Source organism: Shewanella ulleungensis, assembly GCF_014648315.1.
Classification (GTDB): Bacteria; Pseudomonadota; Gammaproteobacteria; order Enterobacterales; family Shewanellaceae; genus Shewanella; species Shewanella ulleungensis.
This window is the reverse complement of record NZ_BMQW01000008.1, coordinates 62,126-78,349: the sequence shown is the minus strand read 5'-3', so window position 1 is coordinate 78,349 and position 16,224 is coordinate 62,126. Positions and strand designations below refer to the sequence as shown.

13 protein-coding genes are annotated in these 16,224 nt (G+C 41.8%); 4 read left to right on the top strand and 9 right to left on the bottom strand.

Annotated elements, in window-relative coordinates; translation table 11 throughout:
* Nucleotides 1-5: 5 nt before the first annotated feature.
* The 3 genes from IEY40_RS14950 to IEY40_RS14940 all read right to left on the bottom strand — a co-directional run bounded on the left by IEY40_RS14950 (nt 6) and on the right by IEY40_RS14940 (nt 3,609).
* The gene (locus IEY40_RS14950; RefSeq protein WP_188957539.1) at nt 6-1,385 is read right to left on the bottom strand and encodes an ATP-binding protein; all 1,380 of its coding nucleotides are present in this window, start codon (nt 1,383-1,385) and stop codon (nt 6-8) included.
* A complete protein-coding gene (locus IEY40_RS14945; RefSeq protein WP_160051961.1) occupies nt 1,385-2,071 on the bottom strand; it encodes a response regulator in 687 nt (228 codons plus the stop codon). Before IEY40_RS14945 ends, IEY40_RS14950 begins: the two co-directional genes overlap by 1 nt.
* A gap of 101 nt (nt 2,072-2,172) precedes the next feature.
* The gene (locus IEY40_RS14940) at nt 2,173-3,609 is read right to left on the bottom strand and encodes a cytochrome C biosynthesis protein (RefSeq protein WP_188957537.1); all 1,437 of its coding nucleotides are present in this window, start codon (nt 3,607-3,609) and stop codon (nt 2,173-2,175) included.
* A 276-nt stretch (nt 3,610-3,885) separates the two neighbouring features.
* Between IEY40_RS14940 and IEY40_RS14935 the strand changes: the two genes are divergently transcribed.
* Nucleotides 3,886-4,395: a Spy/CpxP family protein refolding chaperone gene (locus IEY40_RS14935; protein ID WP_188957535.1), complete on the top strand. Its 510-nt coding sequence runs from the start codon at nt 3,886-3,888 to the stop codon at nt 4,393-4,395.
* Between the two features lie 190 nt (nt 4,396-4,585).
* A complete protein-coding gene (gene fieF, locus IEY40_RS14930) occupies nt 4,586-5,455 on the top strand; it encodes a cation efflux pump FieF (RefSeq protein WP_188957533.1) in 870 nt (289 codons plus the stop codon).
* Nucleotides 5,456-5,522: 67 nt separating this feature from the next.
* Here the strand turns inward: fieF and IEY40_RS14925 are convergent, their stop codons facing one another.
* The 6 genes from IEY40_RS14925 to typA all read right to left on the bottom strand — a co-directional run bounded on the left by IEY40_RS14925 (nt 5,523) and on the right by typA (nt 12,500).
* Nucleotides 5,523-6,752 (bottom strand): sensor domain-containing diguanylate cyclase, encoded by a 1,230-nt coding sequence (locus IEY40_RS14925; RefSeq protein ID WP_188957531.1) that lies wholly within the window; start codon nt 6,750-6,752, stop codon nt 5,523-5,525.
* A gap of 226 nt (nt 6,753-6,978) precedes the next feature.
* The gene (gene glnG, locus IEY40_RS14920; RefSeq protein WP_188957529.1) at nt 6,979-8,391 is read right to left on the bottom strand and encodes a nitrogen regulation protein NR(I); all 1,413 of its coding nucleotides are present in this window, start codon (nt 8,389-8,391) and stop codon (nt 6,979-6,981) included.
* Nucleotides 8,392-8,427: 36 nt separating this feature from the next.
* Entirely contained in the window at nt 8,428-9,465 is a 1,038-nt protein-coding gene (gene glnL, locus IEY40_RS14915) for a nitrogen regulation protein NR(II) (protein ID WP_188957528.1), read from the bottom strand.
* Between the two features lie 138 nt (nt 9,466-9,603).
* On the bottom strand, nt 9,604-10,128 hold the full coding sequence (locus IEY40_RS14910; RefSeq protein WP_188957526.1) for a DUF4124 domain-containing protein: 525 nt from the start codon (nt 10,126-10,128) through the stop codon (nt 9,604-9,606).
* A 107-nt stretch (nt 10,129-10,235) separates the two neighbouring features.
* Entirely contained in the window at nt 10,236-10,547 is a 312-nt protein-coding gene (gene ppnP / locus IEY40_RS14905) for a pyrimidine/purine nucleoside phosphorylase (RefSeq protein WP_188957524.1), read from the bottom strand.
* A 141-nt stretch (nt 10,548-10,688) separates the two neighbouring features.
* Nucleotides 10,689-12,500 carry a translational GTPase TypA gene (typA, locus tag IEY40_RS14900; RefSeq protein WP_188957522.1) on the bottom strand — a complete coding sequence of 604 codons (1,812 nt, stop codon included), beginning with the start codon at nt 12,498-12,500 and terminating at the stop codon, nt 10,689-10,691.
* Nucleotides 12,501-12,985: 485 nt separating this feature from the next.
* Between typA and glnA the strand changes: the two genes are divergently transcribed.
* Nucleotides 12,986-14,395: a glutamate--ammonia ligase gene (glnA, locus tag IEY40_RS14895; RefSeq protein WP_188957520.1), complete on the top strand. Its 1,410-nt coding sequence runs from the start codon at nt 12,986-12,988 to the stop codon at nt 14,393-14,395.
* Nucleotides 14,396-14,618: 223 nt separating this feature from the next.
* A complete protein-coding gene (locus IEY40_RS14890; RefSeq protein WP_188957517.1) occupies nt 14,619-16,202 on the top strand; it encodes a sensor domain-containing diguanylate cyclase in 1,584 nt (527 codons plus the stop codon).
* Nucleotides 16,203-16,224: the final 22 nt, after the last annotated feature.

Below are 16,224 nucleotides of genomic sequence, written 5' to 3'. Positions count from 1 at the left end.
ACAGGCTAAAGCGTGCTTAACTCGGTCGGTAAATTAATTGTCACCACTAATCCATGTGGTTGTTGATTAGTAGCTGCTATCTGGCCGCCATGGGCATTAATAGCTGCTTGAGTAATGGCCAATCCTAATCCCCAACCACCAGATTCACGATCCCTAGAGCTGTCTGGTCGGTAAAATGGCGTAAATATCGCTTCTAACTCTTCTTCAGCCAATCCTGGGCCATCATCTTTAACTACAATGCTCACCCTATGCTTGGTTTGGTGGCTTTCGATGTAGATATTTTTTTCGGCATAGCGAATAGCATTACGTAGTAAATTTTCAATGGCGCGCGATAAGGTTTTGGGTAAATGTTCAAAGCAGATCGATTCATCGATATTGATGTGCAATAGTTTTCTTTGTTGTTCGGCCTCAAATTCAGCGTCATCTAGCACTTGGCTTAAGGTTTCGGTTAACTCTGCTGTGAGGCGCTTTTCAGTGGCATTCAGCCTTACTCGTGACAACGTAAGAAGCTCACTAATAAGGGCTTCTTGTTGCAGTGCCTCGTATTCGATACGGTCCAGTTCGGTGCTGTGTTGGCCTTTTTTACGCGCAAGTGCGAGTGACAATTGTAGCCGAGTTAAAGGGGTGCGCAGTTCATGAGATATGTCGCCCATAAGGCGTTGTTGGTTGTTTACCATGGTTTCAATGGCGTCTGCCATACCATTAAAGGCAACAGCGAGCTGGCCCATTTCGTCTCTACGGCTAGCGGTTGCAGCATCAACCCTATTGGCTAAGTCGCCTTTGGCAAGGGCGTTGGCGCTCAGTTTTAATGAACGTAATGGTTTGCCTAAATACCATGCCAGCAGACCACATAAAAAGCCTGATAATAATATGGCTAATCCAGCAGTGAGTAATTTGTTATCGGCAAAAAAGAAAAACCATGGACGGGGATGATTATCGGGCAAGCGGCCAAATAACAGGTAGTTTTTGCCGTTAACGTCGAAAGCATAAGGTCCAAAAATAAGCTCGTCTCTAAATTGATGGCTGATGGGTTGGTTTGCTTCTTCAGCCATTAATTGAAAGCGTCTAAATTCTCGAGAGACGCGTTTGTTGTTTAATACTTTACCTTCATCGTCGGTTAAGTATAAACGGATTGGACCACCGTTACGGTCACGCCCACGCTGCAAGCGTTGTAGATTATTGCTTTCAAGTAATTGCGGTTGCTGCTGAATGCGTTCAGCAACATTTTGAAGTACCCGTTCAAGGCTGGGTGGGAGCTTTGATCTGTCATGATTTTGCTGCAACAGCGGCAATAATGACACGAGGGCAATAATCAATGAGCTACAAAGCCAAAAGCCCAGCAGTAACTTAAAAAAGAGTCGATTAAACGGGTTGTTCTTTAGCATTACGGTATCCAGATGTAACCTTTACCACGTAAGGTTTTGACCCGTGGACGACCGTCTTGACGCTCAGGTAGTTTTTTACGTAAATTTGATAAGTGCATGTCTAAACTGCGGTCAAAAGGCATTAATTTTTTGCCCAGTACATTTTCACTTAACGACTCTTTAGTCACCAGCTCACCGCTTTTTTCAAGTAAATGGAATAGTAATAAAAATTCAGTGCCAGTTAAGATAATGAGTTGCTCGTTGCAATAGGTTTCTTGGCGAGTTGGGTCAAGGCGTAAATCACCAAATTGCAACATGTCATTGTTTTGGGCATCTTGCTGTGTGGTTTGTGCTCGACGTAAAATGGCGCGTATACGGGCCACTAACTCGCGGTCGTTAAACGGTTTCGGTAAGTAGTCATCAGCACCTATTTCTAGCCCTACGACACGGTCGATTTCGTCGCCGCGTGCGGTAAGCATGAGTACCGGTGTTTGCTTGCGTTGACGTAAGGCACGCAGTACTTCAAAACCATTTAGTTTTGGCAGCATAACGTCAAGCAGAATGAGGTCAAAGTCTTGTTGTTGCGCTAGCGATAACCCTTGTTCGCCATCGTAGGCTTGGGTCAGAGCAAAGCCTTCAAGCTCTAGCAACTGACTGAGCAGGTCGGATAAACCAATATCATCGTCTATCAATAAAATGCGATTCATAACTGTCCTCTAGCACAAGTAAAATCGGTACAACATACCAATTTTCAATCAATTGCAGATTATCTCATACTAGGGACAATTTACATTAACATTGCATAGTTTTACATTGCACCGTTTTGTTTTTTAACATAACGGGTAATTTTCACAACGAAAAATGTGACAATAATAGCCCCTAATATTAAGCCGACTGAAAACACGGCATTTTGAAGTGCGGCTGGGTTGAGTACTAACATTCCCCCTAAGCCTAGCATCATAATACCAGACATTAGTTTAAGCACTTCGCCTTCTTTTTCTGTGAGTTTACGCTTGCCTAATGTCATCGAGAATACAATGACGATGGCGGCTAGCGGAATAACGTAGACAATATTGTAGGCAATTAGATACATGTAGCGCTGCACTGAATCAAGATCTGACAATGATAATACTGAGGTGTAAATCATTGGAAATCCGGCGGTACAGAGTAATTCGTACGCGTTGGCTAGAATAGCCAAAATCGTCGAGCCTAAAATCATTGTCGGCAGTGAACTTGCTTTAGACAGTTTACCCATTCGTTTTATCAACGATCCACGATTTTCTACCGACATCGATAGGCTGACATCACCGCGCCCATAGAAATAATCTTTAATATTAACCACGGCCGCAACTAGTGCCAGTAAGCCTGCGCAGGTAATTATAATGCCACCATCACCGCCGCCAAGCAGTTGGAACAAATTCAGCCATGCACTCATAAAGATAAAGTAAATAAAACCTGAGAAAAAGACAAAAATACCACCAACCAATAACATACGTTTACGGCTGCCAGCATTTACCATAATACTCAATAAAAAAAGTAGTACGAAAAAAGCACAGGGATTAAAGGCATCAACACCGGCGAGTACCACGGTTAATACAGGTAACGACAATTCTTCGGGGTGTACCGCGCCAATGAGTGGTATGTCAACTGGTTGAACGCTCGGTTTTGCTGGTGAATCGATTTGACTGGTGTTGTCAAATGACATGCCGCAACTGCCTTCTGCTTGAGGGTTATCACTGGTGTCGGCACAGGTTTCAAACAACGGCGCATCATTATTTGATGCAGCGCCTAAGAAATCGTCTAGTTTAGTTCCTATATCAGCTTGCCCCCCTTGGCGTTGATAGCAGTCTATTAGTCGCTCTAAAATATAGCGTCCGGTGACATCATGGCTGTTGTAACCTACAACCGCTTCGCCACAAATAGCAAAATAGGGCACGGATTTAGGTTCAACGCCAGTGCGTTGGCCCATTTGCATTAATTTATCAACATTGCCTGGTTCGCTGATCGGGTAGTCGTGTAACTCTATCCATTGAAAACGCTCACCCAAGGCATCAATAAACGGGTGTGCTTCTTTACAATGTGGGCAGGTTTTAGACCAGAAGAAATGCAGCTTTACCACCGGTTGCAGGTTTTGCTGACTATACCAAATGGCGTCATCTGCTGCGGTTGATGTATTGGCTATTGAGCTCGGTGCTAACAGAAAAATGCTAAGAAGAAAAAGTAGTTGGCCAATCAATCTGTTCATAATTAATTCCATTAAAACGTTAATAATATGATTTTATGCCCTTATCTGTTTACTGTAACAAACAAGTCCACATTACGTTAACTGGCTCTCATTTCAGTGATTTTTATGATCGAATTTGCCGTGTTGATCATGAATGATTAGTGTTAACGTGTTATGAAAATGCTCTTTACACAGGTTTACTCATCATTAACCCTACTTGACGTTGCATTCGCTAAACTGAGTATCAAATCTGCTAAGGCAGAAAACAAACACTCATTTATACCGAGGAACTTCACAATGAAAACATCATCGATTATTAAGACAAGTTTAGTTGCCTTAGTGGCAAGTTCTGCATTACTAGCCGGCCAGTTATATGCTGTTGATGCGACAGATAAAGCAGCGAAAACAGAACAAACGTGCAAGAAGGGTGATAAACGTCACGGCCCTAAAGATGGCATGCATAAAATGTTACGTAAGCTAGATTTAACTGATGCTCAAAAAGAGCAAGTAAAAGCAGTTGTTGAAAAATACAAAGCGGATCGTCCTGAGCGTCCAACTGATGAGCAACGCGCTGCTCACCGTGCAGAAATGTTAGCGTTAATCACCGGCGCAAGTGTGGATGAAGCTAAAGCAACAGAAATAGCTGAAGCACAGCAACAAAAGCATTTACAACGCATGTTGTCACAGTTAAAAATGCAAAATGAAATTTATCAATTATTGACTCCAGAGCAACAATTACAATTTCAAGAAAAATTTGCCAAAGATAAAGATGGCAAAGGTAGAAAAGGCAGTAAAGATCGCGGTTAACATGCCTTGAGCAAGTTAAGAATGAAAGCCGTTACCTATTTAGGTAACGGCTTTTTGTTTATGCAAGTTTGCTAATGGTCACAGTTTGATAAAAGTGATGCCCTGGTTTAGTAAACTTTGTCCTAATATAGTATTGAACTTGCTATAGTTACCGTAGTTAAACTTAGCCAATAGAATCGATAACTATCTTATGTCCTCATCCTCTGAATATGACTTTTGGGTCAAACTAGCTAGCCGAGCGGCGGTAGCTACTGCACTGTGTCTTATTGTGATTAAGTTATTGGCGTGGTTATATTCTGGCTCTGCCAGTATGCTGGGGTCATTAACCGACTCATTTGCTGATGCGTTAGCCTCAATCGTAAACTTTATTGCAATCCGTTATGCCATTGTGCCCGCGGATAAAGATCATCGATATGGTCACGGAAAAGCAGAACCGTTAGCTTCACTAGCTCAAGCGGCATTTATTCTTGGCTCTGCATCATTGTTGTTGCTTTATGGCGGTGAAAAATTAATTAATCCGGTACCAATAACTAGTCCTGGCGTTGGGATTGTGGTGTCAATTATTGCCATTGTTATGACTCTAGGATTGGTGTTATTACAACAGCGTGCACTTGAAAAAACCAAGAGCACGGTAGTTGAAGCTGATTCATTACATTATAAATCTGACTTGCTACTTAATGGTGCAGTATTACTGGCTTTTGTGTTGGCAATGTACGGTTGGTGGTGGGCAGATGGTTTATTTGCAGTGTTAATTGCGGTGTTTATTGGCCAGCAAGCGCTAGATTTAGGATATCGTTCAATACAAAGCTTATTAGACCGCGAGTTAGATGATGAAACCCGCGAGCAAATTAAAGCATTAGCCAAACAAGACTCTCGCGTAAGAGGTATTCATGATTTACGCACTCGCCAAGCAGGTAAAACAACCTTTATTCAATTACACATGGAGTTACCGGGTGAATTATCGCTTGAGGAAGCACACGATATTGCCGATAAGGCAGGCTTGGTAATTAAAGCCGCTTTTGATGATGCCGAAGTGATTATTCACCAAGACCCTGTGTAGTATGCAGGTGTTTTACGCAATGGTATAACTGTTGCTATTATCGAACCGGCGCAGCAGGATCAACGTCCTAGACCATCACTAATTGGTGGGTGATTTGCGAACGAGCCTGCTCTAATGCTGAGTCAGCACGTAAAATCAATTTATCGAATGTGTCGTTTTCTTGCCAATGAGACACGCCTACAGATGCACTAAAACGAAGGTGCTTACCTGTTTCAGGCTCGATTAGATCCATATTATCCATACTATGACGAATGCTTTCGGCTATATTTCTCGCAATGTTATGACTAGACGCTTGAATAATTGCAATAAACTCATCACCACTCCAGCGTCCTAGTAAGTCGGCATCAGCAAGCTTACTTTGGCACTGCTGAGCAAAATGTATTAATGTTTTGTCACCTATTTCATGGCCAAATAAATGATTAATTTGTTTTAACTCATCTAAGCCCATCAGCACGCAATAGAGTTGTTTATGTTGCAGTGTGTTATCAAGTAGTAATGCTTTACCTGCCTGAGTGATACCGCGACGATTGAGGGTTTTGGTAAGGTAGTCTAAATGAATTTGTTGCTCAAACTTTTCTTTGAGTAAATATGATTCAGTAATGTCAGTCATGGTGACTTGTATTGCAGGCCTACCATTCCAGTCGATAATACTTTCTAGCAACTTTACCCATACTGGCTTACCACTATGGTGCAGGCATTTTATTTCAACTGGATATGGTTTGGTTTTGTGACTGAACAACTTCTCAAGTGTTTCTTCGCGTCTAGCGCGATAGGCCGGATCGACAAAATCTAATACGGAAGGTAATGCCATAATACTTTGTGGATTAGGGTAACCTAACATAGTGGCTAAAGCTTGATTACAGAAAAGCGGAGTAAAATGTTGATGAATTAATACACCTTGTACCGATCCGTTCAATAATTCTCGATAGCGATATTCACTCTGTTGTAATGATTGTTCCAATTGCTGTGAGCGAGTTAAATTAACGATAGTAATTTGCAGTGCAGGGCGCCCTTGCCATTCAACAATATGCTCAATTGAAAGTACATTCATTACTTCGCCAAGGCGATTACGGTTAATGTAACTACGAACTTGTGGTTTTTCGATGCCACTCATTAGTGCGTAATATGTATGGGCAGCAATATCTTGTGATTCAGGATCGATTAATTCTAAAATACTCTTTAATGCAAGAATGTCTTGAGCGCTTTCATAGCCGAAGATTTTCGCATAAGTGTCATCTGCGTGTCGCGGAATAAAGTCTTGGTGAATTACAACACCAAATTGAGCATCAAAATCCAAAATCTATCCTTGCACTTGAGATAAGCAAATATCGTTGTACTGATGTTTTATTCTAGCACTCACAATCCTATTTGCATGTACCGTTTCGAGTAAAAGATAAAATAATTTATAAATTTGAGCGTATACTCACATGCATCCTTGTTGGAAGTATAATCTACTGTAATATATAGACTTAATTTTATCTGATACTCTTTATCTCTCAATCAATAGCTTGATTTTAACTCATTTAGTCCATCGATAGTTCTTTAAGTTTACGTGTCAGAGTGTTGCGCCCCCAACCTAAACGCTTGGCGGCTTCTTGCTTATGCCCTTGAGTATGTCGTAGTGCTGTTTCAAGTAATATCCGTTCAAACTCAGGCTGTACCTCAGTTAATAAATCACTTTCACCAGCGGCCAGTTTCTCGTCTATCCAATCAGTTAATGCTGTTTGCCAATCGCTTGCGCCAGCTTGTTTTTGTTGGTTTGCGACCGGGTCTTTTAGCAACTCTGGGGGTAAGTCTTGCGGCAGAATTTCTTGACCAGATGCCATAACGGTTAACCAGCGACATGTGTTCTCCAGCTGACGAACGTTACCGGGCCATGGCAGATTTGCCAACTTGATTGCTGTTTCTTTAGTTAGAATTTTGGGCTCAACACCGATCTCTTTTGCTGCTGTTGATAAAAAGTGAGTCGCAAGTTGTGCGATATCTTCGCGGCGTTGTGATAGTGGTGGTAGATGCACGCGGATCACGTTCAAGCGGTGAAATAGATCTTCGCGGAAAGTGCCTTTTTGCACTAACACTTCTAAATTTTGATGGGTCGCGGCAATAATACGCACATCAACTTGTACCGCCTGATGGCCCCCAACACGGTAAAACTGGCCATCAGCTAGCACGCGTAATAAGCGAGTTTGTACATCTAATGGCATATCGCCGATTTCATCTAAGAATAACGTGCCGCCATTGGCTTGTTCAAAACGTCCTTGGCGCACATTTGCTGCACCAGTAAATGCGCCTTTTTCATGGCCAAACAGTTCTGACTCGATTAAGTCTTTAGGGATCGCCGCCATATTTAACGCAATAAATGATTTATCTTTACGTGGGCTATGTTTATGCAATGCGCCGGCCACTAACTCTTTACCGGTTCCCGATTGGCCATTAATGAGCACGCTAATGGATGAGCGCGATAAACGCCCAATCGCCCGAAATACCTCTTGCATCGCTGGCGCTTCACCAATGATTTCTGGGGTTTTGACCGCGGTATCGACTGCTGCAACAGGTGTTTGTTCTGTGGCATGAGTTAGTGCGCGCTCAACTAAGCTAATGGCTTCATCGATATCAAATGGCTTAGGGAGATATTCAAAAGCTCCTGCTTGATAGGCACTTACTGCGCTGTCTAAATCTGAATGCGCTGTCATGATGATGACTGGAATATGTGGGTAGTGCAGCTGTAAGCGGTCGAGTAAGGTTAATCCGTCAGTACCGGGCATACGGATGTCTGACACAATAACTTGTGGCTGTGATGATTCTAGAGCTTGCCACAGTGATTCGGCAGCGGCAAAGCTTGCAGTAGACAACGAGGCACCTTTGAGTGCTTTTTCTAATACCCAACGGATAGAACTATCGTCGTCGAGGATCCAAACTTGTTCGCTTATGTTCATGTTAAAACCTCATTCTGCCAATAAAGGGCATACTAATTATTGTAATGGCAGGTTAATAATAAATTCGGTGTGTCCAGGTGCTGAAATACAATCAATACGGCCGCCATGTAAACGAGCAATGTTATGAGCAATTGATAACCCTAGACCGGAACCTTCGTCTCGGCCCGTAACCATAGGGTAAAAAAGTGTGTCTACTAAGTCGGGTGGAATGCCTGGACCATTATCAATAATCGACAATGCTAAGACTAATTTATAACGTTGAGTACCAATGGTGACTTGATGTTGAGTGCGCGTTCTTATTAAAATTTCGCCGCCACAGGATTCCAATGCTTGAATCGCATTTTGAACAATATTGAGCACAGCTTGTTGCATTTGATCGGGATCCATTTGTAAGTCTGGGATCGACGGGTCGTAATCTCGCTTGAGTTTAATATTGTCTGGTAGTGCCATTTGCACTAATTTTAATACTTTCTGCACCACCTGGTGAATGCTATGTACAGAATGTTGAGTTGGGCGTTGTGGGCCTAAAAGTCGGTCGACCAAATTGCGTAGTCTATCGGCTTGTTCAATGATTAAACTGGTAAATTCTTTTAAATCGGGGGAGGTTAATTCTCGAGAGAGTAACTGCGCTGCGCCCCGAAGACCGCCTAAAGGATTTTTAATCTCATGAGCCAAATTACGAACTAAAAACTGTGCAGCTTGCTGCTGGGCGTCCATATTTAATTGCTGATGTATACGGCGTTGCTGATCAACTTGGCGTAACTCTAAAATACTCAGGTTGGCATCATTTTCAATGGGCATTAAGGTGATATCAATTGTGTGATGCTGTCCGTCAAGAGTAATTAGTGCCGCTGTGTTTACGGTTAGGCCTTGGCCGGCTGCAATGGCATCGCGAAGTAGCTGTGGCTCTACTCCCATTAATTGATAAAGTTCAGGTAATGTTTGCTCAAGTAGTTTGTGATTGCCTATCCCAAGTAATTGCGCCGCTGCGGCGTTGGCATAGCATGGTTTTAGCTCCGTGTTGATAACCAGCACTGCCGTAACTAAATGATTGAGTAGGTTATTGGTGTCCATTCGCCGTCCTAATATGGGGTTGCACTAACATGGTGCACCAGTTTGGTGCAGGCTGCAACCTATTCCACACAAACAGCAATCGAGACAAAAAATCTAAACATTAATGTTAACTTAATGAATAATATAAATTTTATCTTTTTATCTAGACTTTTTAGCCGGTCCAAATACTGATGCCTGGTGCAGAAATACCTTTCTTGGAGAGCTAGATGCAAGTACTTTGCCGCTTTGTGCTACCACATTGACAACAATGTTATGTTCGCCTCTAAAAATACCCTTGAGTTGAAATGTCGTTGAGGTTTGTGGCTCAGTTGCCGCTACACCATCTACTAGCAATATCATTTTGGCACCTTTTGGCAGTTTTGGTGCAACACTCACATCGACGCTGATGTCGCCATTATTATCGCGAATGGTCGCTTCTTCTTGTGGTGAGATAATCGTGACTGTATAGCTAACTTGTGTGGTTTCTTTCGGTGTCACACTAGCTTGGGGCGGGGTATTGATGGTCATACTGTTTTGAGTATTCTGATTAAGGTCAACAGCTTCTGCGTTAGCTTTTGGTTCGTCAGAATAATGTACTTTACCATTTTCATCTACCCAGCGATAAACCGTAGCGAGGCTGCTGGCGCTAATGATAAGCAAGCCAATAAGTAAAATAGCGCGCATGTTGAACTCCTTGAAAACCAATATTTTCATAGAGTAGACGCTTTTTATTAAAAAATCAGCTTAATCTGTCTTGATTAAGCTGATCTGACAATATGCTAAATTTGCTGCTAGATATAATGACAGCAGTATTCTGATATTTGACTCGTGCGTAAGCTAAAGCTCACATTTGGTGCAAGTTCAAATTGGCTACCTGCGCTGAATGCCTTCCAGTCTGTTTCGCCTGGTAGTAACACCTCAAATTCGCCAGAAGTCACTTGCATGATTTCACCTTCAGCAGTTGAAAACTCATATTCACCCGGTAGTACTACACCCAAAGTTTGTCTGCTGCCATCGGTAAACAACACGCTTCTGCTTGTGACCTTGCCATTAAAATATACGTTGGCCTGTTTTGCCACACTGACATGTTGCAACATACTCATATCGACTCCCAATTAATGTTAAATGTTGTGGATGAGTATTACAGATCTTTAATTAAACTTCCTAGTTAAATGTTTTCATGTTGCTACAGGCATAAAAAAGCCCAGATAATTATCTGGGCTAGATATTTTTACTGAACAGAATTAACCGCGGTTGTTACGCTTACGTTCGTTTTCAGTTAAGAATTTTTTACGAACACGGATATTCTTAGGTGTTACTTCTACTAACTCGTCATCATCGATGAACTCAAGCGCTTGCTCAAGAGTCAAGTTGATTGGTGGAGTCAATACTTGAGCTTCGTCAGTACCAGATGCACGCATGTTGGTTAGCTGCTTGCCTTTAAGACAGTTAACTGTCAAATCGTTTGAGCGAGCGTGAATACCAACTACTTGACCTTCATATACTTCGGCAGCATGGCCAATAAACAGACGACCACGGTCCTGCAGACCAAATAGTGCGAATGTTAATGCTTTACCCGTTGCGTTTGAAATCAATACACCGTTAGCACGTTGACCGATGTCACCGCCTTTATGTGGACCATAGTGATCAAATGAATGGTAAATCAAACCAGTACCTGAAGTCGCAGTTAAGAATTCAGTTTGGAAACCAATTAAGCCACGGCTTGGGATAACGAAATCGATACGTACACGACCTTTACCGTCAAGTTGCATGTCTTTCATTTCAGCTTTACGGATACCTAATTTTTCAATTACGGTACCTTGGTGTTCTTCTTCAACGTCAACAGTAACCGTTTCGAATGGTTCACATAGCTGGTCATCAATAGTCTTAAGAATTACTTCAGGACGTGATACCGCTAACTCGTAACCTTCACGACGCATGTTTTCAATTAAGATTGATAAGTGTAATTCACCACGGCCAGATACGCGGAAACGATCTGGGCTGTCAGTTTCTTCAACACGTAATGCAACGTTATGAACTAATTCAGTTTGTAAACGCTCAAGAATGTTACGTGAAGTCACATACTTACCTTCTTTACCCGCGAACGGAGAAGTGTTTACTTGGAACGTCATTGTTAGCGTTGGTTCGTCAACTGTTAATGGCGGTAATGCTTCAACTTCATTCACTGCACAAATAGTGTCAGAAATCTTTAGCTCACCTAAACCAGTAATGGCCACGATGTCACCGGCGTTAGCGATTTCAACTTCAGTACGGTCTAGACCCATGTAACCTAATACTTGGCCCATTTTACCGTTACGTTTCTTACCATCAGCACCAATAATGGTAACTTGTTGGTTAGTTTTTACGCTACCACGCTTAATGCGACCAATACCGATAACACCTACGTATGAGTTGTAATCGATTTGAGAAATTTGCATCTGGAATGCACCTTCCGAATCAGCGTCTGGGAAAGAAACTTTCTCAACGATGGTTTGGAAAAGAGGTGTCATGTCTGTGCTAGTATCTTCTGGGTCTAAAGTAGCAAAACCATTTAATGCAGAAGCATACACAATAGGGAAATCTAACTGTTCGTCAGTTGCACCTAAGTTGTCGAATAGATCGAATACTTGGTCAATAACCCAATCTGGACGAGCGCCTGGACGGTCAATTTTGTTGATTACAACAATCGGCTTTAAGCCTTGCGCGAACGCTTTTTTGGTTACGAAGCGAGTTTGTGGCATTGGGCCATCAACAGCGTCAACCAATAGTAAAACTGAATCTACCATAGATAGAACACGTTCTACTTCACCACCGAAATCGGCGTGACCTGGTGTGTCTACGATGTTAATACGGTAGTCATTCCACTTGATGGCAGTGTTCTTTGCCAGAATGGTGATCCCACGTTCTTTTTCAAGATCGTTAGAATCCATAACCCGCTCAGTAGCTTCTCCACGAGATGCAAGGGTTCCTGACTGCGCCAACAACTTGTCTACCAGGGTAGTTTTACCATGGTCAACGTGGGCAATAATGGCGATGTTACGTAAATTCTCTAGCACGGATAAACCTCTAAACCATCAATAAAAAAAGGGGGCTTCATAGTGAAATATCATTATATACACTACAAAAAAGCGTGCCATTCTACTTCAGCACGGCTTTTGTAGATAGGATTATTTTTGAACACATCAATTTTTTCAGCTTGATTGAGCTCAAAAACCACGTTAAAACCTTTATTTAAGTAATCGTAACAAGCTTGTCATACACAAATGTGACAGTGGCTAAAATTTTATCAATTTGCACACGCACCACAATGGACTTTTGCACCACATTGAAACATAGTGATGCACAAGGTTGGTGCGAAGTGTTTGTTTTGCTGATTTTAGATATTTTCAAAATCAACAAAATCAAAAGGTTAACTAATTGGCATGATTATCGCTTTATTGGCAGTAATCGTAATAATGAAAATTCGTTTTCCAGATGCACCATCTGGCGAATACCAAGATTATATTAAGGGACAACCCTTTACCCTACCGGAGGCTTAAGAATGTCAGTTGAATCAGTTTTAAAGCAACTTGAAGAGTTAGAAGTTAAGTTTGTTGATTTGCGCTTTACCGACACTAAAGGTAAAGAGCAGCATGTTTCTATTCCATCTCATCAAGTCAATGAAGATTTTTTTGAAGACGGCAAAATGTTTGACGGTTCTTCAATTACAGGTTGGAAAGGCATCAATGAATCAGACATGGTATTAATGCCTGATCCAACAACGTTCGTTTTAGATCCATTTACTGAAGAAACAACAGCACTTATTCGTTGTGATATTTTAGAGCCAGGTACTATGACTGGTTATGATCGTGACCCACGTTCAATTGCTAAAAAAGCAGAAGCGTATCTTGTTTCTACGGGTATCGCTGACACAGTATTGATCGGTCCAGAGCCAGAATTCTTCTTATTCGACGACGTACGTTTTGGCACTGATATGTCAGGTTGTTTCGTTAAAATCGACGCCAAAGAAGCTGCTTGGAACTCAAGTACTAGCTATGAAGACGGCAACACTGGTCACCGTCCAATGGTTAAAGGGGGTTATTTCCCAGTTGCTCCTGTCGATTCATCACAAGACTTACGTTCAGCAATGTGTTTAGTGCTTGAAGAAATGGGTCAAGTTGTTGAAGCGCATCACCATGAAGTGGCAACAGCGGGTCAAAACGAAATCGCGACACGTTTTAATACGCTGACTAAAAAAGCAGATGAAATCCAAATTCTAAAATACGTTGTTCATAACATGGCTCATGCTTATGGAAAGACAGCGACATTTATGCCAAAACCAATCGTTGGTGACAACGGTAGCGGTATGCACGTTCACCAATCTTTAGCAAAAGACGGCGTTAACTTATTCGCTGGTGACAAGTACGCTGGCTTAAGTGAATTAGCTTTGTTTTATATTGGCGGTATCATCAAGCACGCTCGTGCATTGAACGCATTTACCAACCCAAGCACTAACTCTTATAAGCGTTTAGTACCACATTTTGAAGCTCCAGTTATGCTAGCTTACTCAGCGCGTAACCGTAGTGCGTCAATCCGTATCCCAGTGGTACCAAGCCCTAAAGGCCGTCGTATCGAAGCGCGTTTCCCTGATCCACATGCAAACCCATATTTAGGTTTTGCTGCACTACTAATGGCTGGTCTTGACGGTATTCAAAACAAGATCCACCCAGGTGAAGCAATGGACAAAGACTTGTATGACTTACCTGCTGAAGAAGCGGCTGAGATCCCACAAGTTGCGACCTCTTTAGAAAATGCGCTTGAGAATCTACAAGCTGATCATGAGTTCTTAACTAAAGGTGGCGTATTCAGTGAAGACTTCATCCAGTCTTATATCGCAATTAAGAAAGGTGAAGCTGAACGTGTAGCACGTACTACTCACCCATTAGAGTTTGAGATGTACTACAGCCTATAATGAGTCTATTTTTATAGACGACTCAGTATTGCAAAATACCCAACCCCGATAAGCAATTATCGGGGTTTTTTGTTATGCAGTATGTTGCAAATGTAAACAGATGTGTCTAAGGTGTTGCCTTTGTATTGCTATACCCAGCGGCAATGCTGAAATATGCTCGATATATTTCTCATCCACAATGCAGAAACATGCCCAAAATAAAAATAATGAGAATTATAATTAGATGAAATTATCATTTAGGTATTTGTTATTAATTGCGATGACTTTAGTGTCGCTAATACCTATTTGTGTATTAGCGTTGTGGACCAGCCATAATGCACTCGATAATGAATATAGAACGGTGCACGACAAACATTTATTGTTAGCTAAAAACTTATCACAAGCACTAGACCGTTACAGTGTTGATGCCTTATCGATATTTAATCATGCGACTGACTCTGTTTTCAAGCAGCAAATTTCTTCAGAATTTATCTCACTTTTTAAAGACATTGATGTTGAGTCAGTTGGCGAATATAACGCTCAAGGTCAGCTCGTCAACGTGTTATTTGGCCCTGCACAATTGCAACCCTTATCGTTAATTGAAGGCGATAATGTTTTTGATCTTTCTCAATTATCTAGCGCTACATTTACTGATGTGCATAAACTCGGTGTCGTTAATCCAACCTTGTATATGATCCGTAAAGATAAACAACAACGTATTTGGTTGGCGGTAATGAATCCAGCATTTATCGGTTTATTGCAGTCTGCAGTTAAATTTGGCAAAAAAGGTCATGCTGCTATTGTCGATAGCCAAGGTAATGTTTTAGCTCATCCGAATAAAGAGTGGCAAGCCAGTAGTAAAAGTTTGTCTAAAGTCAGCATTGTGCAACAAATGATGGCTGGCAATACCGGTGTGATGGAGTTTTACTCACCAGCAGTTAAGCAAGATATGATAGCGGCTTATACTGTTGTGCCAACAACTGGGTGGGGGGTGATGATCCCACAACCTTTAGATGAATTGTATGCTCGAGCAGAATCTGAAATTAATACAATTTTATGGGTTGCTTCCCTATCGTTTTTTGCCTGTTTGTTAATAAGTTGGTGGATGACCGGATTGATCACACGACCGATTGCAGCGCTGACAACTCAAGTGTGTAATTTAGCAGAACAACCCACCCAATTAAGCCCCATGGCTAAACAGCGTATTGAAACTACCGAATTTGTGACTTTGTTTGACAGCTTTCATTGTATGTCTAAACAGGTGATTAATAGTCAGGCAGAGTTGGCACAAAGAGTGAAAGATAAAACTGCTGATTTAGCTCAAGCTCAAGCAGAAGCATTGCATTTAGCCAATCATGACCAGGTTACAGGGTTAGCCAATCGGATGTCTATTAGATATACGATTCAGCAACGCATCGATGCGAAACAATCATTTTCTCTTTTATTTATCGATTTAGATGGGTTTAAAAAAGTAAATGACACTTATGGTCATGGCATTGGTGACAGTCTATTGGTGAGTATTGGCCAACAGGTTGCGGCCAGTTTAGAGTTTGGAGATATTTTAGCTCGTTATGGTGGTGATGAGTTTGTGTTACTTTTACAGAACGATAACCTGTGTGATACTGTTAATCGTAAGGCTAAACGAGTGTTAGAGTTAATTAAGCAGCCTTATAATATAAATGGCCACCAGTTACATGTTAGCGCCTGTATTGGCATAGCTAAATACGATGGCGTCGATACTGATACCGACAGCCTTATTCATCGAGCAGACGTTGCCATGTATCAAGCCAAGCATGCAGGCAAAGACCAAGTAATGTATGCGTGTTAGTTACCGCACTAGATATACAGTT